Consider the following 25884-nt stretch of genomic DNA (forward strand, 5'->3'; position numbering starts at 1 on the left):
GGCCGCATAGACTTGCGGCGTGTTGAACCGGATCGACCTGCGGGGCAGTACCACTGACCCCCGCGGCCTCCTGCCTCGTGCGCAGCTCGACGTCTCCGTCGCGGTCGACAAGATCCGCCCGGTCGTGGAGGCGGTTCGCGAGCATGGTGCCGCCGCGGTCCGGGAGGCGACGGAGCGGTTCGACGGGGTGACCCTGGGCGCGCTGCGGGTGCCGGCCGAGGCGATCGCGGCTTCGGTGGAGGCGCTGGACGCCGACGTGCGGGCCGCGCTGACCGAGGCGATCGCTCGGACGCGCAAGGTGCATTCCGACCAGCGGCGCGCCGACGTGACCACGCAGGTGGTGCCGGGTGGCACGGTCACCGAGCGCTGGGTGCCAGTGGCGCGTGTCGGGCTGTACGTGCCGGGTGGCCTGGCGATGTACCCGTCCACCGTGGTCATGAACGTGGTGCCCGCCCAGGTGGCCGGCGTCGAGTCGCTGGTCGTGTCCAGTCCGCCACAGGTCGACAACGGCGGCCTGCCCGACGCCCGGGTGCTGGCGGCGTGCGCGCTGCTCGGCGTCGACGAGGTGTACGCGGTCGGTGGCGCCCAGGCGATCGCCATGCTCGCCTACGGGGTCGACGAGTGCGCTCCGGTCGACATGATCACCGGGCCGGGCAACATCTGGGTGACGGCTGCCAAGCGACTGCTGCGCGGCGTGGTGGGCATCGACGCCGAGGCGGGCCCCACCGAGATCGCGATCCTCGCCGACGATACGGCCGACCCGGTGCACGTCGCCGCCGACCTGATCAGCCAGGCCGAGCACGACCCCTTGGCCGCGAGCGTGCTGGTCACGCCGTCCGAGGCGCTCGTCGAGGCGGTCGAGCGCGAGCTGACCAGGCAGGTGGCCGCCACCAAGCACACCGCCCGGATCACCGAGGCGCTGACCGGGCCGCAGTCCGGCGCGGTACTGGTCGACGACCTGGCGGCGGGGCTGCGGGTGGTCGACGCGTACGCCGCGGAGCACCTGGAGATCCAGACGGAAAACGCGCGCGAGTGGGCGCTGCGGGTGCGCAACGCCGGCGCGATCTTCGTGGGGGCGTACTCGCCGGTGTCGCTGGGCGACTACTGCGCCGGTTCCAACCACGTCCTGCCCACCGGCGGCTGCGCCCGGCACTCGTCGGGGCTGTCCGTGCAGTCGTTCCTGCGCGGCATCCACATCGTCGACTACGACGAGGCGGCGCTGCGCGACGTCGCGGGCCACGTCGTCACGCTCGCCAACGTCGAAGACCTGCCCGCACACGGCGAGGCCGTTTCGGTGAGGTTCAAGTGAGCCTGCCGATTCGCGATGACCTTCGAGGCCTGACACCGTACGGAGCGCCGCAGCTCGACGTGCCGGTCCGGCTCAACACCAACGAAAACTCCTATCCGGTACCGGAGGCGGTGGTCGAGGCCATCGGCAAGGCGCTCCAGGCCGAGCTGCGCGACCTCAACCGGTACCCGGATCGCGACGCCGTGGCCCTGCGCGCCGACCTGGCCGACTACCTCGGGCATGGTCTGCAGACGGAAAACGTCTGGGCCGCCAACGGCTCCAACGAGGTGCAGCAGCAGCTGCTCCAGGCGTTCGGCGGGCCGGGGCGCACCGCGCTCGGCTTCACCCCGGCGTACTCGATGCATCCGCTGCTCGCCACCGGCACCGGCACTCGCTGGGTCGACGGATACCGGGCCGAAGACTTCGGTCTCAGCGTCGAGCACGCCGTGGCGCAGGTCGAGAAGCACCGCCCTGATCTTGTCTTCCTCTGCTCGCCCAACAACCCCACCGGCACCGCGCTCGATCCCGCCGTCGCGGCGGCCGTGCTCGACGCGGCACCGGGCATCGTGGTGGTCGACGAGGCATACGCGGAGTTCGCCCGGCCGGGCACCCCGAGCGCGCTGAGCGTGCTCCCTGGGCACCAGCGGCTCGTGGTGACCCGCACGATGAGCAAGGCGTTCGGGTTCGCTGGCGGTCGGCTGGGCTACCTCGCCGCCGATCCCGCGGTCATCGACGCTGTGCAGCTGGTCCGGCTCCCGTACCATCTGAGCGCTCTGACGCAGGCCGCCGCCCGCGCGGCGCTCGCCCACCGCGAAGCCCTGCTCGCGACCGTCGAGGCGATCAAGGAGCAGCGCGACCGCATCGTCGAGGTGCTGCGGTCGCGCGGCCGGCGGGTCGCCGACAGCGACGCCAACTTTGTCCTGTACGAAGTCGGCGGCGACCAGAAAATCGCGTGGCGCGCGCTGCTCGACCGTGGTGTGCTCGTGCGCGACGTCGGCCTCGCCGGCTGGCTGCGAGTCACCGCCGGCACCCCAGACGAGACAGATGCCTTTTTGGAGGCGCAAGCATGAGTCGCACCGCCCGCGTCGAGCGGACGACCAAGGAGACCAAGGTGCTCGTCGAGGTCGACCTCGACGGCAGCGGCAAAGCCGACATCAGCACCGGCGTCGGTTTCTACGACCACATGCTCAACCAGATCTCCCGCCACGGCGGCTTCGACCTGACCGTCCACACGGTGGGCGACCTGGAGATCGACGCGCATCACACGATGGAAGACACCGCGCTCGCGCTGGGGTCGGCCTTCGCGGAGGCGCTCGGCGACAAGGCGGGCATCCGGCGGTACGGCTCAGCCGTCATCCCGATGGACGAGGTGCTCGTGCAGGCCGCCGTCGACCTGTCCGGCCGGCCGTACGTGGTGCACGACGAGCCCGCCCTGGCCCCCTACATCGGGCCGGTCTACCCGACGAGCATGACCCGCCACATCTGGGAGTCGTTCGGCCAGTCGGCCAAGATCACGCTGCACGTGACGGTGCTGCGCGCCGCCCGCCCTGGCGGTCACCCCGACGCGCACCACGTGGTCGAGGGCCAGTTCAAGGCGGTGGCGCGGGCGCTGCGCGAGGCCGTGTCGATCGACCCGCGTGCGGCGGGCGCGATCCCGAGCACCAAGGGCGTCATATGAGCAGCGCGCTGCCCGTCGTGCTGTTCGCCCTCGCCGGCGTACTGGTCGGCGGGGCCTGGTCGATGCACCGCCAGGGCGCCGCGAAGGGGGCGGTCGGCTTCGTCGGTGTGCTCGCCGCGCTGGCCGTCGCGGGCGGAGTCCTCTGGCTCATCCCGGGAGACGGCTGATGGCGCCGCGCGTGGTGATACTCGACTACGGCTCCGGCAACCTGCGCTCCGCCGAGCGCGCGCTGGCCCGGGCCGGCGGCGACGTCACGGTCACCCCTGACCTGTCGGCCGCCGCCGACGCTGACGGGCTCGTCGTGCCGGGCGTCGGCGCGTTCGCCGCCTGCATGGCCGGCGTCGAAGCGCTCGAGGCCGGTCCGACCATCGCCGAGAGGGTCGCCGCCGGTCGCCCTGTGCTCGGCATCTGCGTCGGCATGCAGATCCTTTTCGAGTACGGCGAGGAGCATGGCGTCGTCACGAAAGGGCTGGGCCTGCTGCCGGGCGGCGTGACCCGGCTGCCCGCCGAGCGCGTGCCGCACATGGGCTGGAACGAGGTTCGGGCTGTCGACGACTCGGTGCTCTTCGCGGGGCTCCCGGAGGGCACGCGGTTCTACTTCGTCCACTCGTATGCCGCCTTCGGTGCCGGTCCCGGCGTGACGACCTGTACCCATGAGGAAGCCCCCTTCGTGGCCGCGGTCGAGCGCGGACCCCTGTCCGCGACGCAGTTCCACCCGGAGAAGTCCGGCGACGCCGGCGCGGCCCTCCTGCGCAACTGGGTGACCTCCCTGTGACGCCCCCATCCGCTGTGATCATTGCGTCATTCAAGGCGTCCTTACGACTTGAACGACGCAGTGATCACGGACGGGGTGCGCGCGGTGTCTAAGGAGCGGGCGAAGCGCCGGGCCCTGCGTGAGGCGGAGGCGGCGCGCGAGCGGGCCGTCGCGACCCGGCGCCGGGAGCGGCGCGCGCGGCTGCGCCGGCTCAAGCCGAAGCTGCCCCGGCGCCCCCGCACCGGCCGCCTGTTCGCCCGCCGCAGCCGCACCGAACGCGCCGGCATCGTGGCCCTGTGCATCGTGCTGCTGACGGTCGTCTGGGTGTTCGTCGACCCGATCGCTCTGCGGGTGGCGCTGATCGCGCTGCTCGTGCTCGTCCTCCCGGCCGTCGTGGTGATCGCGTTCGGCCGCCGCACTTAGGAGTTGTTTCGTGAGCCTCGTCCTCCTTCCCGCCGTCGACGTCGCGAGCGGCCAGGCGGTCCGCCTCGTCCAGGGCGCCGCCGGCAGCGAGACCGTGTACGGCGACCCGCTCGACGCCGCGCTCGCCTGGCAGCGGGACGGTGCCTCGTGGGTGCATCTCGTGGACCTCGACGCGGCGTTCGGCCGGGGTTCCAACGCCGCGCAGCTCGCTGACGTGGTCGGCCGGCTCGACGTGGCCGTGGAGCTCTCGGGCGGCATCCGCGACGACGAGTCCCTGGAGCGCGCGCTCGCGACCGGGGCGGCCCGCGTCAACATCGGCACCGCCGCCCTCGAAGACCCCGAGTGGTGCGACCGGGTCGTGGGCGAGTACGGCGACCGGGTGGCCATCGGGCTCGACGTGCGCGGCCACACGCTGTCCGCGCGCGGCTGGACCCGCGACGGCGGCGACCTCTTCGAGGTGCTGGAGCGGCTGGAGAAGGCCGGCTGCCAGCGGTACGTGGTGACCGACGTGCACCGCGACGGCACCCTCACCGGCCCCAACCTCGACCTGCTGCGCGAGGTGTGCGGGCGTACCGCCAAGCCGGTCATCGCGAGCGGCGGCGTCTCCACGCTCGACGACCTCCGGGCGCTGTCCGGCCTGGCGTCGGAGGGCGTCGAGGGCGTCATCGTGGGCAAGGCGCTGTACGCGGGCGCGTTCACCGTCGCGGAGGCGCTGGAGGTCGTGCGGTGAGCGAGGGAGGTGGCGCGGCGGCGCCTGGACTGAGCGACGCGCCGACGCAGTCGGTGCGCGGCGTGAGGGAAGGCGTCGCCTTCAGCGCCGCCCGACCGAGCGAACAGGAGGCACAGTGAGTGTCGCGGTGCGCGTGATTCCCTGCCTCGACGTCGACGCCGGCAGGGTGGTCAAGGGCGTCAACTTCCTTGACCTGCGAGACGCCGGTGACCCGGTCGAGCTGGCGGCGGCGTACGACGCGGCCGGTGCCGACGAGCTGACCTTCCTCGACGTGACCGCCTCGTCAGACGACCGCGGCACGATGCTCGACGTCGTACGCCGCACCGCCGAGTCGGTGTTCATCCCGCTGACCGTTGGCGGGGGCGTGCGGTCGGTCTCCAACGTCGACGTGTTGCTGCGGGCGGGTGCCGACAAGGTGGGCGTCAACACGGCCGCCATCGCCCGGCCTTCGCTCATCTCGGAGATCGCCGACCGGTTCGGCAACCAGGTGCTCGTACTGTCGCTGGACGTGCGGCGCGGGCCGATGCCGAGCGGCTTCGAGGTCACCACGCACGGCGGTCGCCGTGGCGCGGGGCTCGACGCGGTCGAGTGGGCCAGGCGCGGCGCCGAGCTGGGTGCGGGCGAGATCCTGCTCAACTCGATGGACGCCGACGGCACCAAGGCCGGGTTCGACCTGGAGCTGATCCGGCTGGTACGCGCCGCTGTCGACATCCCGGTCATCGCGAGTGGCGGTGCGGGGAAGCGTGACGACTTCCCGCCGGCGGTGGAGGCGGGAGCCGACGCGGTGCTGGCCGCGAGCGTCTTCCACTTCGGCGAGCTGACCATCGGCGACGTCAAGGCAACGTTGCGGGAGGCCGGCCACCCCGTCCGCTAAGGCGCCAGTCGTCAGGGAGCTAGATAGCGGACGGTGTATTCGCGTACGGCCGCGGCGTAGTCGTCTTCGCCGAGGGTCCAGGTGGTGCTGGCCGGGGGGCCGGGACGGATCGAGCGGTTGAGGACGCCCTGGATGGTGTCGACCGCCGTGGCGAGCCCCGTGCGGGGGCGGCCGCGCCACAGGCGTTCACCCATCTGGGTGAGGCCGAAGAAGCCGTCGGCCACCGTGACGAGGCCGGCGCCGGAAAGCCGGTGGATCGCGACCTCGACGTCGTCACGCGTGGGGATGGTGTCGTTGAGGTGGGCAGCCGTGGCGAGCAGGTCGGCGAGCGCCACGCCTTCGGGTCTGCGGGTGTTGGCCGCTCTCAGGTGTCGCCCCGACCCACCCCCGATGACCACGGACACGAAGACCCACGCGTCGCTCCACTCCCAACCGGCATCCGCCATGGCGCCATGATGCCTTGGCGGAACCGGTTCAAGGAAGGCGGATGTGATCTGCTGAGCATCGCTCAGTTTTCTTGAACTGTCGGGGCATCGTCCACGTTAGACATACTCAGGGGCGGGCACGGTGAACAGCGGTATGAACGCGTGCGCCAGCGGGCCGATGGTTACCGCGTACGCGACCGTGCCGATACCCACGGTGCCACCAAGGAGCCAGCCGATGGCGAGTACGGCCACCTCGATGACCGTACGGGTGCGGCGGATTGACCGGCCGGGTTTCAATGCCACCCATCCGGTCATGAGTCCGTCGCGGGGGCCCGGCCCGAGGCGCGCCCCGATGTAGAGGCCGGTGGCGACGCCGTTGAGGAGGATGCCGGCGATCAGGAACGCCACCCGCGCCGGTAGGCCCTGTGCGGCGGGTAGGAGTGCGAGCGCGCCGTCGACCGTGAGGCCGATCACGATGACGTTCGCGATGGTGCCGACGCCGGGCCGCTGCCGCAGCGGTATCCAGAGCAGCAGCACCGCCGCCCCGGTGATGATCACGACCGAGCCGAACCTCAGTCCGGTGACCTCGGCGACGCCCTGGTGGAAGACGTCCCACGGGTCGAGCCCGAGCGACGACTCGACCATCAGCGCCATGCTGAGGCCGTACAGCAGGAGGCCGCCGAGGAGCTGCCCGTACCGCCGGAGATTGGTCTTGCTCGGGATGATCATACGTGCCACCCTGAAGGCCAATTAAGATGTTGGAAAGGGCCAATCAGGGAGGGGTGGCATGACGAGCACGGTCCGGGGGAGTCAACTGGCCCGCTTGCTCGGGCACTGGCACGCGCTGCCCGGGCGCCGGCGCAGTCCTGACTACGCCGCGCTCGCCGGTTCGGTACGCGGGCTGCTGGCCGACGGGCGGCTGCCGCTGGGCGTACGGCTGCCGGCCGAGCGGGAGCTGGCCGAGGCGTTGAAGGTGAGCCGCACCACGGTCACCGCCGCCTACCGGGAGCTGCGTGAGTCTGGTCACCTGACCAGCCGCCGCGGCGCCGGCAGCTGGACCACGCTGCCGCGCGGCCACCGGGTGGCCAGTTCGGGGCTGTGGACCCCGCTCGACGACATGGACATGATCGACCTCGGCTGTGCGGCCCTCGCCGCGCCGGCCGAGCTGCTCCCCGCCGCGCGCGCCGCCGCCGAAGACCTGCCGCGATACCTCGACGGTGCCGGCTACCACCCGACCGGCATCGTGGAGCTGCGGGAGGCGATCGCGCGGGAGTACACCGAGCGCGGGCTGACCACCTCGCCCGAGCAGATCATGGTCACCAACGGCACGCAGCACGCACTCGACCTCGTACTGCGGCTGACCGTGCCGGCCGGCGCCGGCGTACTCGTGGAGTCACCCACCTATCCGAACGCGCTGGCCGCCCTGTCCGCGCGGCGGGCGCGGATCGCCACGCACGGCCTGGACGCGCTCGGCGAGGGCTGGGACACCGACCTGCTCCTCGATGCCATCCGGCAGACGAGACCGCGCCTGGCGTACCTGATTCCCGAGTTCCAGAATCCCACCGGGCACCTCATGCCGGCCGAGCTGCGCGAGCGGGTCGTAGCCACCGCGCACGCGAGCGGCACCGACCTGGTGGTCGACGAGTCCTTTGTAGACCTCGCGCTCGACGGCACCGGGATGCCCCCGCCCACCGCCGTTTTCGACCGGCACTCGCGGGTGGTCTGCATCGGCGGGATGAGCAAGCCTTACTGGGGCGGGATGCGGATCGGCTGGGTGCGCGGGTCGGCGCCGTTCGTGCAGCGGCTGGCCGCCCTGCGGGTGGGTGTCGACATGGCGAGCCCGGTGCTCGACCAGCTCGTCGCGGTGCACCTGCTGGCGGGCGCGAACGCCATCGTCCCGGCGCGGCGGGTGCAGCTCGCGGAGCAGCGCGACGCCCTCGCGGCCGCGCTACGCGAAGCCCTGCCGGAGTGGCGCTTCACGCTGCCGTCCGGCGGCGTGACGCTGTGGGCCGAGCTGGACGGGCCCATCTCCAGCGCGCTCGCGCGCGCGGCCGAGGAGGTCGGTGTGCGGTTGGCGCCCGGCCCGCGCTTCGGCGTCGACGGCACGCTGGAACGCTTCCTGCGCCTGCCGTTCACGCTGCCGGCCGCCGAACTCGTCGACGCCGTCAAGCGGCTCGCGGCGGTCCGCTACGACCTCGACCGCACAACACGTCCACAGTGGAGAGAACCGGCGGTGTTCGCATGACAATCACCATCACGGAGCTGCCGGAGCGGCTCGACCTCACGGCGCCGGCGCGCACCGACCTCTTCATCGACCCGGGTCGCGCTGAGCCAACGCTCAACGCCGAGCGCGTGCTCGGCACGGTGCCGGACGGGCCGTTCCAGTTCTCCGCACGGGTGCGGGTCGGTTTCAACGGCACATACGACGCCGGCGCGCTGCTTGTGTGGACCGGCGAGCGTAACTGGGGCAAGCTCTGCTTCGAGTACTCGCCGCAGCGTGAGGCGATGGCGGTTTCCGTCGTCACCCGCGGATACTCCGACGACGCCAACGGATTCACCGCGCCGGCCGACGGTCCACTGTGGCTGCGCGTGTCTCGCCTCGGCCCGAACTGGGCCTTCCACGCCAGCACCGACGGCAAGTACTGGCACTTCGTGCGGCACTTCGCGCTGGCGGAGACCGACGAGCCGGTGCTTGTCGGGCTGCTCGCGCAGGCGCCGATGGGTGATGGGTGCACGGTCTCGTTCGACCAGGTCACCTTCATCGCGGAGCGGCTGGCAGACTTGCGGAGTGGCGAGTAACGGCAGGATCAGATCGGCGGCGCGCATGCTGCCGGTCACCGAGGGCGCGCGGGTCACGCCCCTGGAGCTCTTCTTCGACTTGGTGTTCGTCTTCGCGCTGACCCAGGTCACCGAGCTGATGGCGGGTGACGGCAAAGCGACCTGGGACGGCGTGGGCCGTGGCCTGCTGGTGCTGGCGCTGCTGTGGTGGTGCTGGTGTTGCTTCGCGTGGCTGGGCAACAGCGTCCGCGCCGATGAAGGCTTCACGAAGCTCGCGCTCTTCGCCGTGATGGCCGTGATGTTCGTCGTCGCGCTGACGATTCCCGAGGCATTCGAAGACCTTCCGGGCGGCCTGCCCGCGCCGCTGGTCTTCGCGGCCTGCTATCTGGCCGTCCGCCTCCTGCATTTCCTCGTGTACTGGCAGGCAGCCACCGGCAACCCGGCACTGCGCCGGCAACTGCTGACCACGTCGCTGTTGCCGCTGATCGCCGGCGCGACGCCGCTTTTCGCCGCCGCCGCCATCGACGACGTCGCCACGCGCACCGCGTTGTGGGCGCTCGCGCTGGCTCTCGACTACAGCCTCGTGCTGCTGGGCGGTGTCAAGGCGTGGCGCATCAACTCGGCCGCGCACTGGGCCGAGCGGCACGCGCTGATCGTCATTGTCGCGCTCGGCGAGTCCATTGTGTCCATTGGCGTCGGCGTGACCGCCCTGCCGATCTCCTGGCCGATCATTCTGGGATCGGTGTTCGGAGTAGCCATCGCCGGTGCGCTCTGGTGGGCGTACTTCGACATGACCGCGCTCATGGCCGAGCACGCGCTGGCCCGGGTCGACGGCTCGGCGCGGGCCGGGCTCGGCCGGGACGGATACACCTACCTGCACCTGCCGCTCGTGGCCGGCATCATCGTGATGTCGCTCGGCTTGAAGAAGGTGTTCGAGTACGTCGGCGACACCGGGCACCACGAGCTGTCCGACCCGCTGCACGGGGTGGGCCTGTTCGCGCTCTACGGCGGCGTGATCATCTACCTGCTCGGTCACTTGGGCTTCAAGCTGCGCACGCTCGGGCACGTCGGGTGGACCCGGCCGGCGGCGGTGGCGCTGCTGGTGGTTCTCCTGCCGGTGGCCGATCGGGTGCCGGCGCTGGTGGCCCTGGCGATGCTCGCCGTCGTGTGCGTGGTCCTCGTGCTCGTCGAGACCGTCCTGTACGCGGAAAGCCGCCGGGAGGTCCGTGCCTCCGCGGCGGCTTCCCACTGACTCTGGGAATCAGATCTCGGCTAGCGAGCCCTCGTACATCTTGTCGATGTCGCCGGCGAAGTTCTCCTCCACCGAGCGACGCTTGATCTTCATGGACGGGGTCATCTCGCCGTCTTCGATGGTCAGGTCGCGCGGCAGGATGGTGAACTTCTTGATCGTCTCCCAGCGGTTGAGCTTGGCGTTCAGTTCCTCCACGTACCCGGCCACCATCGCGTGCGCCTCCGGCGACGTGGCGATCTCCTCGTACGACTTGCCTTCCAGCGCGCTGCCCGCCGCCCAGCCGACGATCGCGTCCGGGTCGAAGGTGACGAGCATCGTGCAGTAGTTGCGGGCCTGCGAGATGACGACCGCCTGCGACGTGTACGGGCACAGCGCCTTGAACATGCCCTCGATGTGCGACGGCGCGATGTACTTGCCGCCGGACGTCTTGACCAGGTCCTTCTTCCGGTCGGTGATGCGCAGGAAGCCGTCTGCGCTGAGCTCGCCGATGTCGCCGGTGCGGAAGAAACCGTCTTCGGTGAACGCGGCCGCCGTCTCCTCGGGCTTGTTGTGGTACCCGCGCATCACCGGCGCACCGCGCACCAGGATCTCGCCGTCTTCGGCGATGCGGCACTCCAGGTCGCCGAGCGCCGGTCCACAGGTGCCGATCTTGATGTTGCCGGCACGGTTGACGAAGTTGCCGGCACTCGTCTCGGTGAGGCCGTACCCTTCGCTGATCGGCAGCCCCGCCGCGGCGAAGAACTCGGCGATCGGCACCGAGAGCGGGGCCGCGCCGGAGACCAGTACCCGAATCCGTCCTCCCAGACGGGCCTGGAGCTTGCTGAAGACCAGCTTGTTCGCGATCCCGTACTTGAACTTCAGGCCGCCGGGCACCGGCTTGCCGGCCTGCTCCAGCGCGACCTTCTGCTTGCCGACGGCGACCGCCCAGCCGAAGATCTTGGCCTTGGCGCCGCCCGCGGCCTGCGCGTTGGTGACCGCCTTGTTGTAGACCTTCTCGAAGATGCGCGGGGCGCCACACATCAGCGTGGGCTTGACGATCGCGAGGTTGTCGACCAGCTTGTCGATCCGGCCGTCCACATAGGTCGGCAGGCCCACGTGGATGACGCCGCAGATCAGCGTCTTGCCGAACGAGTGCGACAGCGGCAGCCAGAGGTACTGCAAATCCTGCGGTTCGAGCAGGCCGAGGTCGGACTGGGCCACACCCTCCCAGCACCAGCCCCGGTGCAGCAGCTCGACGCCCTTCGGCCGCCCCGTCGTGCCGGACGTGTAGATGAGCGTGGCGAGATTGTCCGGCCCGATCGTCGACACGATGTTTTCGATCATGCTCGGATCGGCCGCCAGCTGCGCCGTGCCGCGCGCCTCCAACTCGGCGAGCGTGAGCTGCGTCGGCGTCGCGGTGGGGTCAGCCGCACCGTCGATCAGGATCACGTGGGTCACCCCGGGCAGGGTGGCGCTGTTGAGCTTCGCCGCCTGCCCCTTGTCTTCCGCGACGATGACCTTCGAGCCCGAGTCGCCCACGATGTACGCGACATCTTCGGGCTCGGTCGTCGGGTAAACCGTGGTGGTGGCGCCGCCCGCGCACATGATGCCGAGGTCGGCGATGACCCATTCGAGCCGGGTGTTGCTGATGATCGCCACCCGGTCTTCGGTCTCGACACCGAGGCCGCGCAGGCCGGCCGCGACCGCCTTGGCCCGCTCGCCGACCTTGCCCCAGGTGAGCCACACCGGTCCGGAGTCGTCCGGGGCCGGGTGGGCGAACGCGTCCTTGTCTGGGGTCGCGGCGACGCGCTTAAGAAACATGTCCGGAATGGACTGGTAGGGAACGTCAATAGCCATTGCGAGGGCCGCCTTATTCAAAGCCAGGGTGACCACCGTCACGTTACTGCGAGGTTACCGTACGGTAGTCGCCCTGCGTCTCTGCCGCTAGACCCAGCTTTACAGCTTAAGTTTCATGCCCTCGTGGCTGGCGACAAATCCGAGCCTCGCATAGAAACGGTGCGCGTCGGCGCGCGACTTGTCGGTGGTGAGCTGCATGAGCGCGCATCCCCGCTCGCGCGCCTGGTCGATCGCCCACCCCATGAACCGCTGCCCGAGCCCGGAGCCCCGCCGATCCGCCCGTACCCGCACCGCCTCGATCTGCGACCGCTCGGCGCCGTGCCGGCTCAGCCCCGGGATGTACGTGATCTGCATGCACCCGACCACCTCGCCGCTGTCGTCGGCGACCGCGAGCATGTTGCGAGGATCAGCCGTGATGTCCGCGAAAGCCCGCTGGTACCGCTCATCCACGACCGCCACGTCACGGCTCGCGCCGAGCTGGTCGTCGACGAGCATGGCGAGAATGGCGGGCAGATCGGCGAGTACCGCTTCGCGAAAGATCACGTTTCGACCCTATCCAGCGGCGTGCGGCGGCCCGGCGTTGTATCCGCGTGCGGCCCGGCGGTGTGCCGGGCCGCACGCGATGCCTGACCGTTAGTCGTCGTCGTGGTCGTCACGATCGTCGTAGCGGTCGTCGTCGGGGCCATCGTCGTCTCGGTCGTCAGCGTCGTCCCGGTCGTCACCGTCGTCGTCGGCCGCTTCACGCTCGGACTTCACGATCTGACCGTTCTCGCGGTCGACGTACACCTCGTGCTCGGTGGCACCGTTCACGATCTCGACCTTCCACGTCGGGCGGTCATGCTCCCGCTCCCGCTCGACCTCGGTCACCTGGCCGCCACCAGCCTCGGCCAGCGCGATCTCGACCGCCCGTTCCCGCGCGATCGCATCATCGCCGGGAGCCGTGCTCGTGGGGGTGGTCGGGGTCGTCGTTTGCGACAGGACCGGCGTCGGCGGGGGCGAGGTGGGCTCGCCCGCCGCGAGCGCCGTGCCGGTGATAGCGAGAGCAGCGAAGCCACCGGCGGCCAGAGCCAAAATCGTTTTGCGCGTCATAACGCACCTCCTTGATCTGTACATTCGCCGAGAACGCGCTAGCGGCACGCTGTGCGATCCCTAAGCCCGGGTTAAAGCCCCCGCTTCCCGGCCCCCCACTCCGTGATCAGGGCGTCCCTCAAGTCGCCCTAGCGACTTGAGGGACGCCCTGATCACTTACAGGTGGAGTGTTACTACCGCGCCGCCGCGCGGGCTGGCGGACACGGTCAGGGTGCGGGCGGCGCGGCGGGCGATGTCGAGGCCGAGGCCCGTGGAACCGGCCCCGCTCGCGCCGCGTTCGGCCACGTCGGGCGGGAGGCCGGGGCCCTCATCGGCCACCGTCAACACCGCGTCCGCCGTCAGTGTCACCGCGAACCCCGTCCCGTCCGGCGTGTGCGCGAACACGTTGCCCAGTACCGCGTCGATCGCCGCACCCAGGTCATCAGCGCCGGTGGCCACCATCAGCGGGCCGGGTGCGAGGTCGAGGGTGACGGTGCGACCGGTGTCCTCGGCCAGTACCGACCAGAACGCGACCCGCTCGCGCACCACAGCAGCGGCGTCACACGGTTCCACAGGCGCGCCAGACGGTCGTCGCGCCTCACGGATCAGCCCGGTCACCGCGCGTTCGAGCCCGTCGACGGCCGCGGTCACGCGGGACGCCTCGGCCGGGTCACCCAGTGACTCGGCCTCCAGCCGCAGGGCGGTCAGCGGCGTACGCAGCCGGTGCGACAGGTCGGCCACGTCCTCACGTTCGGCTCGAAGGAGATCCTGGATGCGGCCGGCCAGATGGTTGAGGGCGCCGGCCACCTCACGTAGCTCGGGCGGCCCGGCGGGGGTGGCTCGGGCGGTCAGCTCGGCGTGTGCGAGCCGGTGCGACACGGCGGACAGCTCACCGATCGGCCGGATCAGGCTGCGCGCGAGCCAGTCGGCCACGAAGAGGCCCAGCAGTACGAGCGTCAGCCCCAGCCCGGCGAGCACCAGCCACGCGCGGGTCACCCCGCGCGACAGCTCGGCGTCCGGGACGAAGGTCCGCAGCACGACAGCGCCGTCGGAACGCCCCTGCACGCCCACCACGATCTCGCGTCCGCCGTGGGCAGCCGCCGTCAAACTGTTGCCCCGCGCGGCGAGTTCCACAGCGGGGGTACGCCCAGCCGGCGCCCCAAGCACCGAACCGTCCGGCAGGTACACGGTGACTGGACGGGACGAGCGTCCGGCCAGGTCGGTCAGCTCCGTCAGTGAGGCGGTGGCGGCGAACGGTACGAGCGACTGGACCTCCGCGGTGGCCGCCACCACCGCGCGGTCTGCTGCGACCGCTCGCAGCAGCACGGCCAGCGGCACCAGGAACGCCACCAGCACCAGGCAGGTCGTCGCGGCCACCAGCAGCGCGAGCCGGCGTCTCATGACGGTGCCGTGAGGCGTACGCCGACGCCGCGCACGGTGTGCAAGTATCGGGGCTCCTGGGCGGTCTCGCCGAGCTTGCGGCGCAACCAGGACAGGTGCACGTCGACCGTCTTGTCGGTACTGCCGTAGGGCACCTGCCACACCTCGGTCAGCAGCTCGCGTTTGGACACGACCTGGCCGGCGCGGCTGGCAAGGTGGTGCAGCAGGTCGAACTCGCGCGGCGTCAGGTCGAGCGCGGTACCGCCAAGGCTCGCCTCGCGAGAGCGAGGGTCGACGCGGAGCTCGCCCACGACGACGGCGCTCTCGTCCGGGTCGCCGGCGCCGCGCCGCAGCACCGCGCGCACCCGCGCGTCGAGCTGCGCCGCCGTGAAGGGCTTCACCACATAGTCGTCGGCGCCGGCGTCGAGGCCGCGCACGATCTCCCGCTCGTCGTCACGCGCCGTGGCGATAATGACGGGTACCGTGCTGACGCCCCGCAGCATCCGCAGCAGTTCGAGCCCGTCGAGATCGGGCAGGCCAAGGTCGAGCACGACGAGGTCGGGCCGTTCGTCGAGAGCGGTCTGCAGGCCGCCCATGGCGGTGTGCGCGGCGGCCACCGCGTGCCCGCGCTCGCGCAGCGCCCGCAGCAGCGGCGTACGGATGGCGGGGTCGTCTTCGATCAGCAGCAGCCGGGCCACCCTCGCACCGTATCCGTCCCACCGCCCTGCCAGGCGCACGTTAACCATCCATTAGCGTCCGCCGGCGCTGGCTTTAACGGTGGCGATGCCTGTTGCGAGGTCCGAGAGCCCAGTGGCATCATTGAACCGTCGAGGGCTGCTTAGCCCGAGGAAGTGGGCCCGATCTCTCTCCGGACGGTTTGGGATCGGGTTTCGCGCTGTTCAGGGTCCGTTTTCGTCCAAAGCGACGACCTTCTCGACGACCCCCTCTACTTGCTGCCGCCACATCCCGCCGGCTCCGTACGCCCACGCGATCACATCGGCGATGGAGAGCAGCGGCTCTTCGTGCGGCCGGAAGTGTTCGTACGACGTCTCATGCAGCGACGGGTACAGGTGGCGGGATGAGACGATCGTGGCGCGGTCGCGGTTGTCTTCCGGCTCGCCAGCGGACTCGAACGCTATCCGATGTACGCGGGCACCCAGCGTGGCCAGGTCGTGGAGCATGTGTGCGAGGCACCGGCGGCGCGCCTCCACCGGACGACCTGTTGAGATGTAGATGCGGGCTTGCACCGGCGAGTCGACGACGGCGCTGAGAATCTCGCGACGCCGACTGGCGCGTTCCTTGGTCATGTGAATGCGGTTCTGCCCCGCCCACAGAGCCGGCGCACCATGGCGCGCGCCGCCGCGAGGGATCGCGACTCGTATGTCACCGCACACAGCAGGAAGAGGTCGCGTCGCATCGACTCGTCGATGAAGACATGCACTCGGCCATCCTGGCAGCGCCGGAATCGTGGTGCGGTCCCGCCAGATTCGGCGGCGCGTTAACCGGCTGTTAGGGGTGCTTGGCGCTGGCTTTAACGGTGGAGGGGGCATAGTCGGGGCATGAGCCGTCCTACGCTCCTGGCCGTTGCGGGCTGGCTGGTGGCCGCGACCGTCGCGACGCTGACCGGGCTCGCGGCTGTGCGGGTCATCGGGGATGGCATCACGGGCACGGCCGCGGCGACGCTGAGCGAGCGTGAGGTCGAGGAGCGGCTCGCGTCCGCACGGCCCGGTGTCACCGTGTCGCCACACGCGAGCGCGGGCCAGGGCGGTGGCACCGTGCTCACGAGCGCTGCCGGCACGATCGTGGCGACGTGCGAGAACGGGCTGGTCACGCTGCTGTCGTGGGCGCCCGAACAGGGGTACAGCGTGGTCGAGGCGGACCCGGGGCCGGACGACGAGGCCGAGGTGGAGTTCGCTCGCGGTAGCGAGCGGGTCGAGGTCAAGGTCGTCTGCACGGCGGGCAAGCCCGCGATCAGCCGCGAGAAGGACGACTGACGCCGCGCGGGGCGCGGGGGCGGCGGGGTTAGATGCCCAAGCGGGCGGTGCGGAGGTGGTCGGCCACGGGGGGTGGGGCGTCTACCTGGACGCGGGTCGCTCGTTGGCGGCCGCTCAGGAAAAGGGCCAGCTCGCCCGGTGGACCGATCAGGCGTACCCGCTGCCCTCCGGCACCGGCGGTCGTCTCGCCGTACCCGGGAGCCTGGATGAGCACGGCGGCGCGCACGCGGCGCAGCGCGAGCCGAGCCGAACCCCTGGCTCGCCGCCACAGGGTTTTCTGGAAGTCGTGCGGCAGCTCGCGGGCCCGCCAGCCGGGCGCGGCCCGGCGCACGTCTTCGTGGTGGATGAAAAATTCGAGGGTGTTGACCGAGGCGTCGGTGAGAGGATTGCTCACCGGGCTCCACCAGGGTGCCGTGCGCACGAGGCCGACCAGCTCGGGGTAGGGCTTGTCGGCGAGCTTTCGGCGCACCCGCTCGGCGTGGCCGCTCAGCGCGCCGACAACGATGCCGGCGGCGGCGTCGGGCCGGCGCTCTCGCATCACGATGTGCGCGGCGAGGTCGCGCGTGGTCCAGCCCTCGCACAGGGTTGGTGCGTCTGGCCCCACCGCGAGGAACAGATCGGCGAGTGCTCGACGTTCGTCTTGTGCGTACGAAGCCACGCCACGAGCGTATCTGTGACCGCCGACACAACCGTGTAACGGATCGCTTTGGTAAGGATGTTATGGACCGGGAGTACTTACGGCGGGGGAGTGCGTGACCGACAAGACGAGCCGAGACGTGCTGAGTAGAGGCATGCGCGTCCTCGGGCACGGCATCCGCGAGGAGCCGTGGATCTTTACGGCTGGCGTGGTGGGCAGCGCGTTCTTCGGGCTGCTGACGGTGGGCAGCGCGTTCATCGTGGGCGCGATCGTCGGCGAGGTGGTCGTGCCGTCGCTGGAGGACGGTCGCGCCGACACCGGACTCCTCTGGCTGATCGCCGCCGCGCTGCTCGGGTTGAGCGTGCTCAAGGTGGGTGCCATCTTCGGGCGGCGGCTGGGCGCGGGGTTCATGCAGTTCCGGCTCCAGGCCCTTTACCGTCGCCGCGTGACCCGCCGCTATCTGGACCTGCCGGTCTCCTGGCACCACCGTAACGCCACGGGCACGCTGCTCTCCAACGCGAACTCCGACGTCGAAGCGACCTGGTTCCCCATCGCGCCGCTGCCGTTCGCGGTCGGCACGGTGGTGATGCTGCTGGCGGCGTTCGTGTCGCTGTTCGCCACCGACTGGGTGCTCGCGCTCGTCGGCGTGCTGATCTTCCCGGCGCTCTTCGGCCTCAACGTCGTGTACTCCCGCCGCATGGCTCCCCGCCAGGCCCGCGCGCAGCAGTTGCGCGCCGAAGTGAGCGCGATCGCGCACGAGAGCTTCGACGGCGCGCTGGTGGTCAAGGCGATGGGGCGCGAGGCGGAGGAGACCGACCGGTTCGCGGCCCGCGCCCGCGAGCTGCGCGACGCGCTGATCAACGTCGGCCGGCTGCGGGGGCTGTTCGACCCGGTACTGGACACGCTGCCCAGCCTGGGCACGCTCGCGGTGCTGCTGGTCGGCTCGTGGCGGCTCAGCCAGGGCGCGGTGACGGTCACCGAGCTGGTCAGCGTCGCGTTCCTGTTCACCGTGCTGGCGTTCCCGGTGCGCGCGATCGGCTGGGTGCTCGCCGAACTGCCGCGCAGCGTCGCCGGCTGGGACCGCGTCCAGCGCGTCCTGACAGCCACGGGCGAGATGCCTTATGGCACAGCGTCCACCGAGGAGCGGCGCACGCCGGCCGCGATCGGCTTCGAGCAGGTGTCTTTCGGGTACGACGACAGCACCGTCCTCCACGATGTGTGCTTCACCGTCGCGGAGGGCAAGACGGTGGCGCTCGTGGGGCCGACCGGCTCCGGCAAGTCGACGATCGCCTCGCTGGCGGCCCGCCTCGTCGACCCGGCCGCGGGAGCGGTGCGCCTCGACGGCGCCGATCTGCGGTCGCTGTCCGGTGACGCGCTGGCCGGCTCGATCGCGCTGGTGCCGCAGGTGCCGTTCGTGTTCGACGACACGGTCCGGGCCAACGTCGGCCTGGACAGGCCGGGACTGACCGATGAGGACATCTGGGCGGCGCTCCGGCTGGCGGAGGCCGACGGGTTCGTCGCGCGGCTGCCCGACGGGCTCGACACGATGGTGGGCGAGCGCGGCACCTCGCTCTCCGGTGGGCAGCGGCAACGGCTGACACTGGCCCGCGCCCTCGCCGGCCACCCGCGGCTCCTGGTACTCGACGACGCCACCAGTGCCGTCGACCCGAGAGTGGAGGCGGCGATCCTGGCGTCCCTGCGCTCTGCCGACGCGAGCGCCTCGATCCTGGTGGTCGCGTACCGCCGGGCCACGATCGCGCTCGCCGACGAGGTGGTCTACATCGAGCACGGCCGGGTGATCGCGCACGGGACGCACCCCGAGCTGCTGGCCACCGTCTCCGGGTACGCGGACCTTGTCACCGCCTACGAGAAGGCCGAGGCGGAACGCGAACGCGAGCACGCATATGAGGAGGTGACCCCGTGAACACGCTGCGACGCGGGCTGGCCCTGTCGCCCGAGCTGCGCGCGGGGCTCGCCGGCACCCTGTTCTTCGCGCTCGTGTCCATGGCCGGGCGGGCCGCCGTACCGGTGGCGATCCAGCAGGGCATCGACCGCGGCGTGCGCGCGCCGGGCGGCCCCGATCTCGGGGTGGTGAGCGCCGTCGTGGCGGCCACCGTCGGGGTACTGGCGATCACCACCCTGTGCGGGTACCTGATGATGCGCCGCCTGTTCACGGTGAGCGAGACCGCGCTCGCCAACGTGCGGATCCGCACCTTCCGGCACATCCACGACCTGTCGATGCTGCACCAGCAGTCGGAGCGGCGCGGTTCGCTGGTGTCGCGGGTGACGAGCGACGTCGACCAGATCACCCAGTTCCTCCAGTGGGGCGGCGTGATCCTGCTGATCAGCCTCGGCCAGGTCGCGGTCACGTCGATCGTCATGACGGTGTACTCGTGGCAGCTCACGCTCGTCGTTTTCGGCGCGTTCCTGCCCGCGGTGATCGTGATCCGGGCGTTTCAGCGGCGGCTGCGCGGGGCGTACGGGGTCGTCCGGGAGCGCACCGGCGCCATGCTCGCGGCCGTGTCGGAAAGCGTGGTGGGCGCCGAGGTCATCCGGGCGTACGGGGTGTCCGGGCGCACCGCGACCCGGCTGAACGAGGCGATCGAGGGGCAGCGCAGGGCGCAGCAGCGGGCGCTCCGGTTGAGCGTCACCGGGTTCTCCACCGGGGAACTGGCCGCGGGTATCGCCCTCGGTGCCGTGGTGGTGATCGGCGTACTGCTCGGCGTCGACGGTCAGATCAGCATCGGCCAGCTCACCGCGTTCCTGTTCCTGGTGACGATGTTCGTCCAGCCGGTGCAGATCGCGACCGAGGTGCTCAACGAGGCGCAGAACGCGGTCGCGGGCTGGCGCCGGGTACTCGACGTGCTGGACATCGAGCCCGACGTGGCAGACCCGGTGGCAGACGGCGTCGACCTGCCGGCCGGTCCCCTCGACGTCCGCTTCGACCACGTCTCGTTCGCGTATCCGGACGGCCCTCGCGTCCTGTCCGATGTGGACCTGGAGATACCGGCGAAGACCCGGGTGGCCGTCGTCGGCGAGACGGGGAGCGGGAAGACCACGTTCGCCAAGCTGCTGACCCGGCTCATGGACCCGAGCGAGGGCGCCGTACTGCTGTCGGGCGCACCGCTCGACCGCGTGCGGTTCGCGTCGCTGCGCAGCCGCGTCGTGATGGTGCCGCAGGACGGGTTCCTCTTCGACGCGACCGTGGCCGAGAACGTCCGCTTTGGACACCCGGGGCTGGGCGACGCCCAGCTCGCGCTGGCGTTCGCCGAGCTGGGCCTGGCGGACTGGGTCGAGGGCCTGCCGCACGGCGCCGACACACCGGTGGGCGAGCGCGGTGAGGCGCTGAGCGTCGGTGAGCGGCAACTCGTGGCGCTGGCCCGGGCGTACGTGGCGGACCCGGACCTGTTGGTGCTCGACGAGGCGACCAGCGCGGTCGACCCCGCGACCGAGGTGCGCCTGCAACGCACCCTGGACGCGGTCACCCGCGGCCGCACCACGGTGGCGATCGCCCACCGCCTGTCGACAGCCCAGGCCGCCGACGAGGTCATCGTGGTCGACAAGGGCGAGGTGGTCCAGCGCGGCCCCCACGCGTCGCTGCTGGAGAACCCCGACAGCGTCTACGCCCGCCTGTACGCGAGCTGGCTGGAGCAAACCCGCTGACGCGCGCGGTGATCAGGGCGTCCCTCAAGTCGTTCTAACGACTTCAGGGACGCCCTGATCACGCTGTGGTGGTGGGGGAGCCGCAGTGGCGGCACAGCACGGGGTGGAGTAGGCGGGCCAGGTCGGCGCGGTCCTCTACCGGGCGCGGGAAGGCCAGGCGGACGCGGTACTCGGCGGGTGGCGGGCCCAGGGTCACCACGAAGCCGTAGCGGTCCAGGCGGACCACGCGAGGTGTCGGGCCGGCCGGTGCGGTGTGGCCGCTGCCGGCGAGTTGGCGCTCGATGAAGCCCGTCATCTCCGGTACGTGGTGGTCGGCCAGGTCGGTGAGCAGGTCCCACTCGATGTGGTGCAGCGGGTCGGGCTCGGCGGCGGCGTACTCGTCCGGGTCCACCTCGACCGTGCCGCCGGCCCGTTCCAGCCGCACCTCGGCCGGCTCCATCCGGTACAGCACCTGGCTCTCGCCGACGTCGAGCAGGTCGCCGGTCGGGTCGCAGTCGGCGAAGTCGAGAGCCGCCTCGCGCGCCTCGGCACCGTCGAGCGCCACGGCCCAGCCGGACACCCACACCCGCCCGAGCGACGGTGAGCCGGCCACCGGCGGTACGTCGGGGACGTCGAGGACGACCGCGATGTCGTCGGCGCCGTCCGTGGGGCGCAGCGCGCGGGTCAGGTCGCTGTCGGCGGGGACCAGCATCAAAACACGTCCAGCCCGATCGGTGGCGTGCCGCACGCGGTACGGGCCGGGCCGGCAGGCGATGTGCGCGTTACCGGAAAGCCGGCCGGCCGCCAGCGTGCGGGCGACCTCGGCGGGGCTGGGCTGCATCGTTGACCTCCGGTTAGGCTAAGCTTAGTAAGGCAAGGCTAACTTATCCTGTCAGGAGGCGTCTACGTGAACCAGGCCCGACCGAAGGCGAAGATCTCCCGGGCGCTCGGCATCCCGCTGACGCGGAAGTGCGTGAAGTACTTCGAGCGCCGGCCATTCCCGCCCGGTGTGCACGGTCGGACGCGGCGCAAGACCTCCGACTACCAGGTGCGGCTGCTGGAGAAGCAGCGGCTGCGGCACCAGTACAACATCAGCGAGGCGCAGCTGCGGCGCGCCTTCGAAGAGGCGGCCCGCAGCACCGACAAGACCGGCGAGCGCCTGGTCAGCCTGCTGGAGCGGCGGCTCGACGCGGTCGTGGTGCGCTCCGGGCTGGCCCGCACGATCTACCAGGCCCGCCAACTCGTGGCGCACGGTCACTTCACTGTGGACGGTCGCAAGGTCGACATCCCGTCGTACCGGCTCAAGCCCTACCAGGTCGTGGCCGTGCGCGAGTCGAGCCGGCAGAAGCCGCCCTTCCAGATCGCGGCCGCCGGTGCGCACGCCGACGGCCCCACCCCGCCGTACCTGTCGGTCGCGCTCTCCGACCTGCGGGTGACGCTGCTCAAGGAGCCCGCGCGGCGCGAGGTGCCGGTGCTCTGCGACGAGCAGCTCGTCGTCGAGTTCTACTCCCGCTAGCCCCCACCGTGATCAGGGCGTCCCTCAAGTCGCTCTAACGGCTTGAGGGACGCCCTGATCACGCTTGGAGAGGGCCGGCGACGTAGCGCTGGATGGTCGGGGCTATCGCCGAGATCACCACGTCGGGCGGGGCGGAGGCGAGCGGCTCCAGCTTCAGCACGTACCGGACCATGGCGAGCCCGGCCATCTGGCTGGCCACGAGGCTGGCCCGAAGCCGGGCCTCGCCAGGCTCCACGCTCAACTTCGGCAGGACGTACCGGAGCATCTGTGTCGTGACGAACTCGCGCAACAGGCGCGCGGTCCATTCGTTGCTGAGGGCGGAGCGCATCAGCGCGACGCCCGCCGCGCCGGCGGGCGAGTCCCAGACGGACAGGAACATGCGGACCAGCCGCTCGCCGATCCCGTCCATGCCGCCGTCCAGCACCTGGGGCAGCACGGTCGACGGGTCGATCGGGAAGTCCATGCAGGCCCGGAAGAGCTGCTCCTTGGTGCCGAAATAGTGGTGCACCAGCGCCGGGTCGACCCCGGCGCTGGTGGCGATGCCGCGGATGGATGCCGCGTCGAACCCGCGTTCGGCGAACGCCTCCCGTGCCGCGGCGAGGATCGCCTCGCGGGTGTCGGGGTTGCCGGGGCGTCGCCCGGTGCGTCGTGCCATCGCGCGAATCCTCAGGCGGTGCGCCGGCGCAGGGTCGCGGCGGCCAGTACGAGAGCGACTATCACGGCGCCGGCGACGATCGCCAGGTCGCGCCACATCGTGCCGGTGGGATCGGTGTGGACGCCAACCTCTTGGAGCGCCTCCACCGCGTACGACAGCGGCAGCACGTCGCTGATCGCCTCCAACCAACCCACCATCTGGTCACGGGCGACGAACAACCCGCAGAGCATGATCTGCGGGAACGCCACCACCGGTAGGAACTGTACGGCCTGGAACTCCGTACGGGCGAAAGCGCTGCACAACAGGCCGAGCGCCACGCCGAGCACGGCGTTGACCACCGCGATCAGGATCACCAGCGCCGGGCTGCCCTGCGTGTCGAGGCCGAAGAGCCAGTACGCCACGGCCGAGGCCACCGCCGCCTGTGCCGCCGCCGCGATACCGAAGGCGATCCCGTATCCGAAGAGGAGGTCGACCTTGTTGAGTGGCGTGGTCAGCAGCCGTTCGAGCGTGCCGGTGGTGCGCTCGCGGAGCATCGCGATGCTGGTCACCAGGAACATGATGATGAACGGGAAGACGCCCAGCATGACCAGGGCGATCCGGTCGAAGACCTGCGGCTGGTCGTCGAACATGAAGTACAGCAGGGTCAGCAGCACGACGGGTACCAGCAGCAGCAGCGCGATCGTGCGCCGGTCGTGGCGCAGCTGGCGCAGGATGCGCCCGGTCGTCACAGTCAAGATTCGGAGATTCACGCCGCCACCCCTTGCGCGCGGATGAGGCGCAGGAACGCCTCGTCGAGGTCGTCGGTGCCGGCGCTCGCCCGCACCGCGGCGGGAGTGTCGTCGGCGATGAGCCGGCCCTCCCGGATCAGCAGCAGCCGCTCGCAGCGGGCCGCCTCGTCCATGACGTGGCTGGAGACCAGCAGCGTGGCGCCGTTCGCGGCCATCTCCTGGAACCTCTTCCACAGCTCGTCGCGCAGCACCGGGTCCTGCCCGACGGTGGGCTCGTCGAGGATGACCAGGTCGGGGTTGCCGACGATCGCGCACGCCAGCGAGGCGCGGCTGCGCTGCCCGCCGGAGAGGGTGCCGACCAACTGGCCGGCCGCCTTCTTGAGCCCGACGTCGGCGACCGCCTGGTCGGCCTCGGCGGCACCCAGCCCGTACAGCGCGGCGAAGTATCGCGCGTTTTCCCGCACGGTCAGGTCGGCGTAGACGCTCGGCGCCTGTGTGAGGTAGCCCATCCGGTGGCGCAGTGGCGCCGATCCGGCCGGCTCGCCGAAGACGGTGATCGAGCCGGACTTGACGATCTGCACGCCCACGATCGCCCGCATGAGCGTGGTCTTGCCGCTGCCGCTCGGTCCGAGCAGGCCGGTGACGCTGCCGCGCGGGATCGTGCAGGTGAAGCCGTGCAGCACGGTTCTCTTACCGCGCTCGATCACGAGGTCACGGACCTCGATCGCGGTGTCCATGTGCGCTCCTTAGAAGAATTCAACGCCTGATGAACTCAACGCTAGATGAAATCTTGGAACAGCGCAATCAGGGCTTGACTTCGAGTGTGCTCGAACTGGAACTCTTGAGGCATGACGATGACCGTGAGCGAGGCGGCGGAACGGGTCGGACTCACCACCTACACGCTGCGCTGGTACGAGCAGGAAGGGCTGGTGGAGCCGGTCGACCGCGACTCGGCCGGCCGCCGGCGGTACTCCGATCAGGACGTCGACTGGCTGGTACTGCTGACCCGGCTGCGGCGCACCGGAATGCCGGTACGTGACATGCGTCGCTACGCGGAGCTGGCCCGCCAGGGCGACCGCACGCTCGGCGAGCGCCGGGCGCTCTTCGAGGCGCACCGGGATCGGGTACTGGCCCGCATCGGCGAGCTGGAAGAGGACCTCAAGGTGCTCAACTACAAGATCGACATCTACGAGAAGATGGAGCGGGAACTGCTGTGACGCGAAAGATCGCCGACGCCGACGTCGCACCCATCGGCCTCGGATGCATGGGCATGAGCGTGGCGTACGGCCCGACGGACGACGCCGAATCCACTCGCACCCTGCACCGGGCACTCGACCTCGGCGTCAACCACCTCGACACGTCCGACGCGTACGGCGCCGGCGCCAACGAGCGGCTGCTCGCGCCGGTCGTCCAGGCCCGCCGGGCAGACGTGTACCTGGCCACCAAGTTCGGCATCCGCATGCCGCCCGGCGCCTCGCACTCGGCCACGCCCGGCACCCGCGTCGACAGCAGCGCCGAGTGGGCCACCGAGGCCTGCGACGCGTCCCTGTCGCGGCTCGGCATCGACACGATCGACCTGTACTACCTGCACCGGCGTGACCCGGCCACCCCCATCGAGGAGACCGTCGGCGCGATGGCCGCACTGGTCGCCGCCGGCAAGGTGCGCCACCTCGGCCTGTCCGAGGTCAGCCCGGCGACGCTGCGGGCGGCCCACGCGATCCATCCGATCGCCGCGGTGCAGATGGAGTACTCGCTGTTCAGCCGCGACGTCGAGCGGGAGATGCTCGCCACCTGCCGCGAACTCGGCGTGACCCTGGTCGCGTACTCGCCGGTCGGGCGCGGGCTGCTCACCGGCGCGATCACCTCGACCGCGCAACTCGGCGACGGAGACTTCCGGGCCACCGCGGCACCGCGGTTCGCGCCCGAGAACCTCGACGCCAACCTCGCCCTCGTCGAGCGGGTCCGCGAGGTGGCCGCCGAGATCGGCTGTACGCCCGCACAGGCGGCGCTCGCCTGGCTGCTCGCCCAGGGCGACGAGGTGGTGGCGATCCCCGGCACCAGGCGCGTGAAGTACCTGGAGGAGAACACCGCGGCCGCCGACCTTCGGCTCACCGCCGATCAGCTCGCCCGGCTCACCGCCGCGGTCCCACCCGGCGCGGTCGCGGGAGAACGGTACGCCGAGGCAGCAATGCGATTCATCGGACACTGAGGTGAATATTGCTCTTG

30 protein-coding genes are annotated in these 25884 nt (G+C 70.9%); 17 read left to right on the plus strand and 13 right to left on the minus strand.

Features of this window, described 5'->3' with window-relative positions:
- Positions 1–19 precede the first annotated feature (19 nt).
- The 8 genes from hisD (at position 20) to hisF (ending at position 5747) form a co-directional block, all read left to right on the plus strand.
- The gene (hisD, locus tag QMG73_RS32120) at positions 20–1309 is read left to right on the plus strand and encodes a histidinol dehydrogenase (RefSeq protein WP_281901963.1); all 1290 of its coding nucleotides are present in this window, start codon (positions 20–22) and stop codon (positions 1307–1309) included.
- On the plus strand, positions 1306–2358 hold the full coding sequence (locus tag QMG73_RS32125; protein WP_281901965.1) for a histidinol-phosphate transaminase: 1053 nt from the start codon (positions 1306–1308) through the stop codon (positions 2356–2358). Before hisD ends, QMG73_RS32125 begins: the two co-directional genes overlap by 4 nt.
- Positions 2355–2966, plus strand: coding sequence for an imidazoleglycerol-phosphate dehydratase HisB (gene hisB / locus QMG73_RS32130; RefSeq protein WP_281901967.1), 612 nt, complete (start codon positions 2355–2357; stop codon positions 2964–2966). The genes QMG73_RS32125 and hisB overlap by 4 nt, the downstream gene beginning before the upstream one ends.
- Complete coding sequence (locus QMG73_RS32135) at positions 2963–3133, plus strand: hypothetical protein (RefSeq protein ID WP_281901969.1); 171 nt, start codon at positions 2963–2965, stop codon at positions 3131–3133. The genes hisB and QMG73_RS32135 overlap by 4 nt, the downstream gene beginning before the upstream one ends.
- Complete coding sequence (gene hisH / locus QMG73_RS32140; protein WP_281901971.1) at positions 3133–3741, plus strand: imidazole glycerol phosphate synthase subunit HisH; 609 nt, start codon at positions 3133–3135, stop codon at positions 3739–3741. The genes QMG73_RS32135 and hisH overlap by 1 nt, the downstream gene beginning before the upstream one ends.
- An 84-nt stretch (positions 3742–3825) precedes the next feature.
- A complete protein-coding gene (locus tag QMG73_RS32145; protein WP_281901972.1) occupies positions 3826–4143 on the plus strand; it encodes a hypothetical protein in 318 nt (105 codons plus the stop codon).
- A 10-nt stretch (positions 4144–4153) separates the two neighbouring features.
- On the plus strand, positions 4154–4873 hold the full coding sequence (priA, locus tag QMG73_RS32150) for a bifunctional 1-(5-phosphoribosyl)-5-((5-phosphoribosylamino)methylideneamino)imidazole-4-carboxamide isomerase/phosphoribosylanthranilate isomerase PriA (RefSeq protein ID WP_281901975.1): 720 nt from the start codon (positions 4154–4156) through the stop codon (positions 4871–4873).
- A gap of 115 nt (positions 4874–4988) precedes the next feature.
- A complete protein-coding gene (gene hisF / locus QMG73_RS32155; RefSeq protein WP_281901977.1) occupies positions 4989–5747 on the plus strand; it encodes an imidazole glycerol phosphate synthase subunit HisF in 759 nt (252 codons plus the stop codon).
- 11 nt (positions 5748–5758) lie between these two features.
- Here hisF and QMG73_RS32160 read toward each other — a convergent pair whose 3' ends face one another.
- Entirely contained in the window at positions 5759–6193 is a 435-nt protein-coding gene (locus tag QMG73_RS32160; RefSeq protein WP_281901979.1) for a hypothetical protein, read from the minus strand.
- Positions 6194–6289: 96 nt separating this feature from the next.
- Complete coding sequence (gene yczE / locus QMG73_RS32165; protein ID WP_281901981.1) at positions 6290–6901, minus strand: membrane protein YczE; 612 nt, start codon at positions 6899–6901, stop codon at positions 6290–6292.
- A gap of 58 nt (positions 6902–6959) precedes the next feature.
- On the opposite strand from yczE, the gene yczR reads away from it, so the two are divergent.
- Genes yczR through QMG73_RS32180 form a run of 3 tightly spaced genes read left to right on the plus strand, consistent with a single transcriptional unit; the run spans position 6960 to position 10202 of the window.
- Positions 6960–8417, plus strand: a complete 1458-nt coding sequence (gene yczR / locus QMG73_RS32170) for a MocR-like transcription factor YczR (RefSeq protein WP_281901983.1) — start codon at positions 6960–6962, stop codon at positions 8415–8417.
- Positions 8414–8971 carry a DUF1349 domain-containing protein gene (locus tag QMG73_RS32175; RefSeq protein ID WP_281901985.1) on the plus strand — a complete coding sequence of 186 codons (558 nt, stop codon included), beginning with the start codon at positions 8414–8416 and terminating at the stop codon, positions 8969–8971. The genes yczR and QMG73_RS32175 overlap by 4 nt, the downstream gene beginning before the upstream one ends.
- Positions 8961–10202 (plus strand): low temperature requirement protein A, encoded by a 1242-nt coding sequence (locus QMG73_RS32180; RefSeq protein WP_281901987.1) that lies wholly within the window; start codon positions 8961–8963, stop codon positions 10200–10202. The genes QMG73_RS32175 and QMG73_RS32180 overlap by 11 nt, the downstream gene beginning before the upstream one ends.
- 9 nt (positions 10203–10211) lie before the next feature.
- Here the strand turns inward: QMG73_RS32180 and QMG73_RS32185 are convergent, their stop codons facing one another.
- From QMG73_RS32185 to QMG73_RS32210, 6 genes are all read right to left on the minus strand, one after another.
- Positions 10212–12038: an AMP-dependent synthetase/ligase gene (locus tag QMG73_RS32185; RefSeq protein ID WP_281901989.1), complete on the minus strand. Its 1827-nt coding sequence runs from the start codon at positions 12036–12038 to the stop codon at positions 10212–10214.
- Positions 12039–12137: 99 nt separating this feature from the next.
- Positions 12138–12533: a GNAT family N-acetyltransferase gene (locus QMG73_RS32190; RefSeq protein ID WP_281902087.1), complete on the minus strand. Its 396-nt coding sequence runs from the start codon at positions 12531–12533 to the stop codon at positions 12138–12140.
- Between the two features lie 138 nt (positions 12534–12671).
- Positions 12672–13127: a PepSY domain-containing protein gene (locus QMG73_RS32195; protein WP_281901991.1), complete on the minus strand. Its 456-nt coding sequence runs from the start codon at positions 13125–13127 to the stop codon at positions 12672–12674.
- Between the two features lie 156 nt (positions 13128–13283).
- On the minus strand, positions 13284–14507 hold the full coding sequence (locus QMG73_RS32200; protein ID WP_281901993.1) for a sensor histidine kinase: 1224 nt from the start codon (positions 14505–14507) through the stop codon (positions 13284–13286).
- Entirely contained in the window at positions 14504–15184 is a 681-nt protein-coding gene (locus tag QMG73_RS32205; RefSeq protein WP_281901995.1) for a response regulator transcription factor, read from the minus strand. Before QMG73_RS32205 ends, QMG73_RS32200 begins: the two co-directional genes overlap by 4 nt.
- A gap of 201 nt (positions 15185–15385) precedes the next feature.
- On the minus strand, positions 15386–15793 hold the full coding sequence (locus QMG73_RS32210) for a hypothetical protein (RefSeq protein WP_281901997.1): 408 nt from the start codon (positions 15791–15793) through the stop codon (positions 15386–15388).
- Positions 15794–16045: 252 nt separating this feature from the next.
- On the opposite strand from QMG73_RS32210, the gene QMG73_RS32215 reads away from it, so the two are divergent.
- A complete protein-coding gene (locus QMG73_RS32215) occupies positions 16046–16480 on the plus strand; it encodes a septum formation initiator (protein ID WP_281901999.1) in 435 nt (144 codons plus the stop codon).
- A gap of 28 nt (positions 16481–16508) precedes the next feature.
- Here QMG73_RS32215 and QMG73_RS32220 read toward each other — a convergent pair whose 3' ends face one another.
- Complete coding sequence (locus QMG73_RS32220) at positions 16509–17138, minus strand: TIGR03085 family metal-binding protein (RefSeq protein ID WP_281902001.1); 630 nt, start codon at positions 17136–17138, stop codon at positions 16509–16511.
- A 94-nt stretch (positions 17139–17232) separates the two neighbouring features.
- On the opposite strand from QMG73_RS32220, the gene QMG73_RS32225 reads away from it, so the two are divergent.
- Together QMG73_RS32225 and QMG73_RS32230 are read left to right on the plus strand one after the other, a co-directional pair.
- Positions 17233–19041 carry an ABC transporter ATP-binding protein gene (locus QMG73_RS32225; RefSeq protein ID WP_281902003.1) on the plus strand — a complete coding sequence of 603 codons (1809 nt, stop codon included), beginning with the start codon at positions 17233–17235 and terminating at the stop codon, positions 19039–19041.
- Positions 19038–20780: an ABC transporter ATP-binding protein gene (locus QMG73_RS32230; protein ID WP_281902005.1), complete on the plus strand. Its 1743-nt coding sequence runs from the start codon at positions 19038–19040 to the stop codon at positions 20778–20780. Before QMG73_RS32225 ends, QMG73_RS32230 begins: the two co-directional genes overlap by 4 nt.
- 58 nt (positions 20781–20838) lie before the next feature.
- On the opposite strand, the gene QMG73_RS32235 is transcribed toward QMG73_RS32230, so the two are convergent.
- Entirely contained in the window at positions 20839–21600 is a 762-nt protein-coding gene (locus QMG73_RS32235) for a DUF2470 domain-containing protein (RefSeq protein WP_281902007.1), read from the minus strand.
- A 66-nt stretch (positions 21601–21666) separates the two neighbouring features.
- Between QMG73_RS32235 and rpsD the strand changes: the two genes are divergently transcribed.
- A complete protein-coding gene (rpsD, locus tag QMG73_RS32240; RefSeq protein ID WP_281902009.1) occupies positions 21667–22275 on the plus strand; it encodes a 30S ribosomal protein S4 in 609 nt (202 codons plus the stop codon).
- Positions 22276–22333: 58 nt separating this feature from the next.
- Here rpsD and QMG73_RS32245 read toward each other — a convergent pair whose 3' ends face one another.
- From QMG73_RS32245 to QMG73_RS32255, 3 genes are read right to left on the minus strand one after another with little or no spacing between them, the layout of a single operon-like run.
- Positions 22334–22930, minus strand: coding sequence for a TetR/AcrR family transcriptional regulator (locus QMG73_RS32245; RefSeq protein WP_281902011.1), 597 nt, complete (start codon positions 22928–22930; stop codon positions 22334–22336).
- Positions 22931–22941: 11 nt separating this feature from the next.
- On the minus strand, positions 22942–23679 hold the full coding sequence (locus QMG73_RS32250) for an ABC transporter permease (RefSeq protein ID WP_281902013.1): 738 nt from the start codon (positions 23677–23679) through the stop codon (positions 22942–22944).
- Entirely contained in the window at positions 23676–24395 is a 720-nt protein-coding gene (locus QMG73_RS32255; protein WP_281902015.1) for an ABC transporter ATP-binding protein, read from the minus strand. The genes QMG73_RS32250 and QMG73_RS32255 overlap by 4 nt, the downstream gene beginning before the upstream one ends.
- A 111-nt stretch (positions 24396–24506) precedes the next feature.
- Between QMG73_RS32255 and QMG73_RS32260 the strand changes: the two genes are divergently transcribed.
- Positions 24507–24875 (plus strand): MerR family transcriptional regulator, encoded by a 369-nt coding sequence (locus QMG73_RS32260; protein WP_281902017.1) that lies wholly within the window; start codon positions 24507–24509, stop codon positions 24873–24875.
- Positions 24872–25867, plus strand: a complete 996-nt coding sequence (locus QMG73_RS32265) for an aldo/keto reductase (protein ID WP_281902020.1) — start codon at positions 24872–24874, stop codon at positions 25865–25867. The genes QMG73_RS32260 and QMG73_RS32265 overlap by 4 nt, the downstream gene beginning before the upstream one ends.
- Positions 25868–25884: the final 17 nt, after the last annotated feature.

This window comes from Phytohabitans aurantiacus (assembly GCF_027923225.1).
Taxonomy (GTDB): Bacteria; Actinomycetota; Actinomycetes; order Mycobacteriales; family Micromonosporaceae; genus Phytohabitans; species Phytohabitans aurantiacus.

Coding starts and splice junctions, on each gene's coding strand:
- QMG73_RS32135 (WP_281901969.1), top strand. CDS start 2,963: ATGAGCAGCGCGCTGCCCGTCGTGCTGTTCGCCCTCGCCGGCGTACTG.
- QMG73_RS32235 (WP_281902007.1), bottom strand. CDS start 21,600: ATGCAGCCCAGCCCCGCCGAGGTCGCCCGCACGCTGGCGGCCGGCCGG.
- hisH (WP_281901971.1), top strand. CDS start 3,133: ATGGCGCCGCGCGTGGTGATACTCGACTACGGCTCCGGCAACCTGCGC.
- QMG73_RS32175 (WP_281901985.1), top strand. CDS start 8,414: ATGACAATCACCATCACGGAGCTGCCGGAGCGGCTCGACCTCACGGCG.
- QMG73_RS32160 (WP_281901979.1), bottom strand. CDS start 6,193: ATGGCGGATGCCGGTTGGGAGTGGAGCGACGCGTGGGTCTTCGTGTCC.
- QMG73_RS32245 (WP_281902011.1), bottom strand. CDS start 22,930: ATGGCACGACGCACCGGGCGACGCCCCGGCAACCCCGACACCCGCGAG.
- QMG73_RS32215 (WP_281901999.1), top strand. CDS start 16,046: ATGAGCCGTCCTACGCTCCTGGCCGTTGCGGGCTGGCTGGTGGCCGCG.
- QMG73_RS32260 (WP_281902017.1), top strand. CDS start 24,507: ATGACGATGACCGTGAGCGAGGCGGCGGAACGGGTCGGACTCACCACC.
- QMG73_RS32195 (WP_281901991.1), bottom strand. CDS start 13,127: ATGACGCGCAAAACGATTTTGGCTCTGGCCGCCGGTGGCTTCGCTGCT.
- hisB (WP_281901967.1), top strand. CDS start 2,355: ATGAGTCGCACCGCCCGCGTCGAGCGGACGACCAAGGAGACCAAGGTG.
- QMG73_RS32255 (WP_281902015.1), bottom strand. CDS start 24,395: ATGGACACCGCGATCGAGGTCCGTGACCTCGTGATCGAGCGCGGTAAG.
- yczR (WP_281901983.1), top strand. CDS start 6,960: ATGACGAGCACGGTCCGGGGGAGTCAACTGGCCCGCTTGCTCGGGCAC.
- QMG73_RS32200 (WP_281901993.1), bottom strand. CDS start 14,507: ATGAGACGCCGGCTCGCGCTGCTGGTGGCCGCGACGACCTGCCTGGTG.
- QMG73_RS32185 (WP_281901989.1), bottom strand. CDS start 12,038: ATGGCTATTGACGTTCCCTACCAGTCCATTCCGGACATGTTTCTTAAG.
- QMG73_RS32210 (WP_281901997.1), bottom strand. CDS start 15,793: ATGACCAAGGAACGCGCCAGTCGGCGTCGCGAGATTCTCAGCGCCGTC.
- yczE (WP_281901981.1), bottom strand. CDS start 6,901: ATGATCATCCCGAGCAAGACCAATCTCCGGCGGTACGGGCAGCTCCTC.
- QMG73_RS32190 (WP_281902087.1), bottom strand. CDS start 12,533: ATGCTCGTCGACGACCAGCTCGGCGCGAGCCGTGACGTGGCGGTCGTG.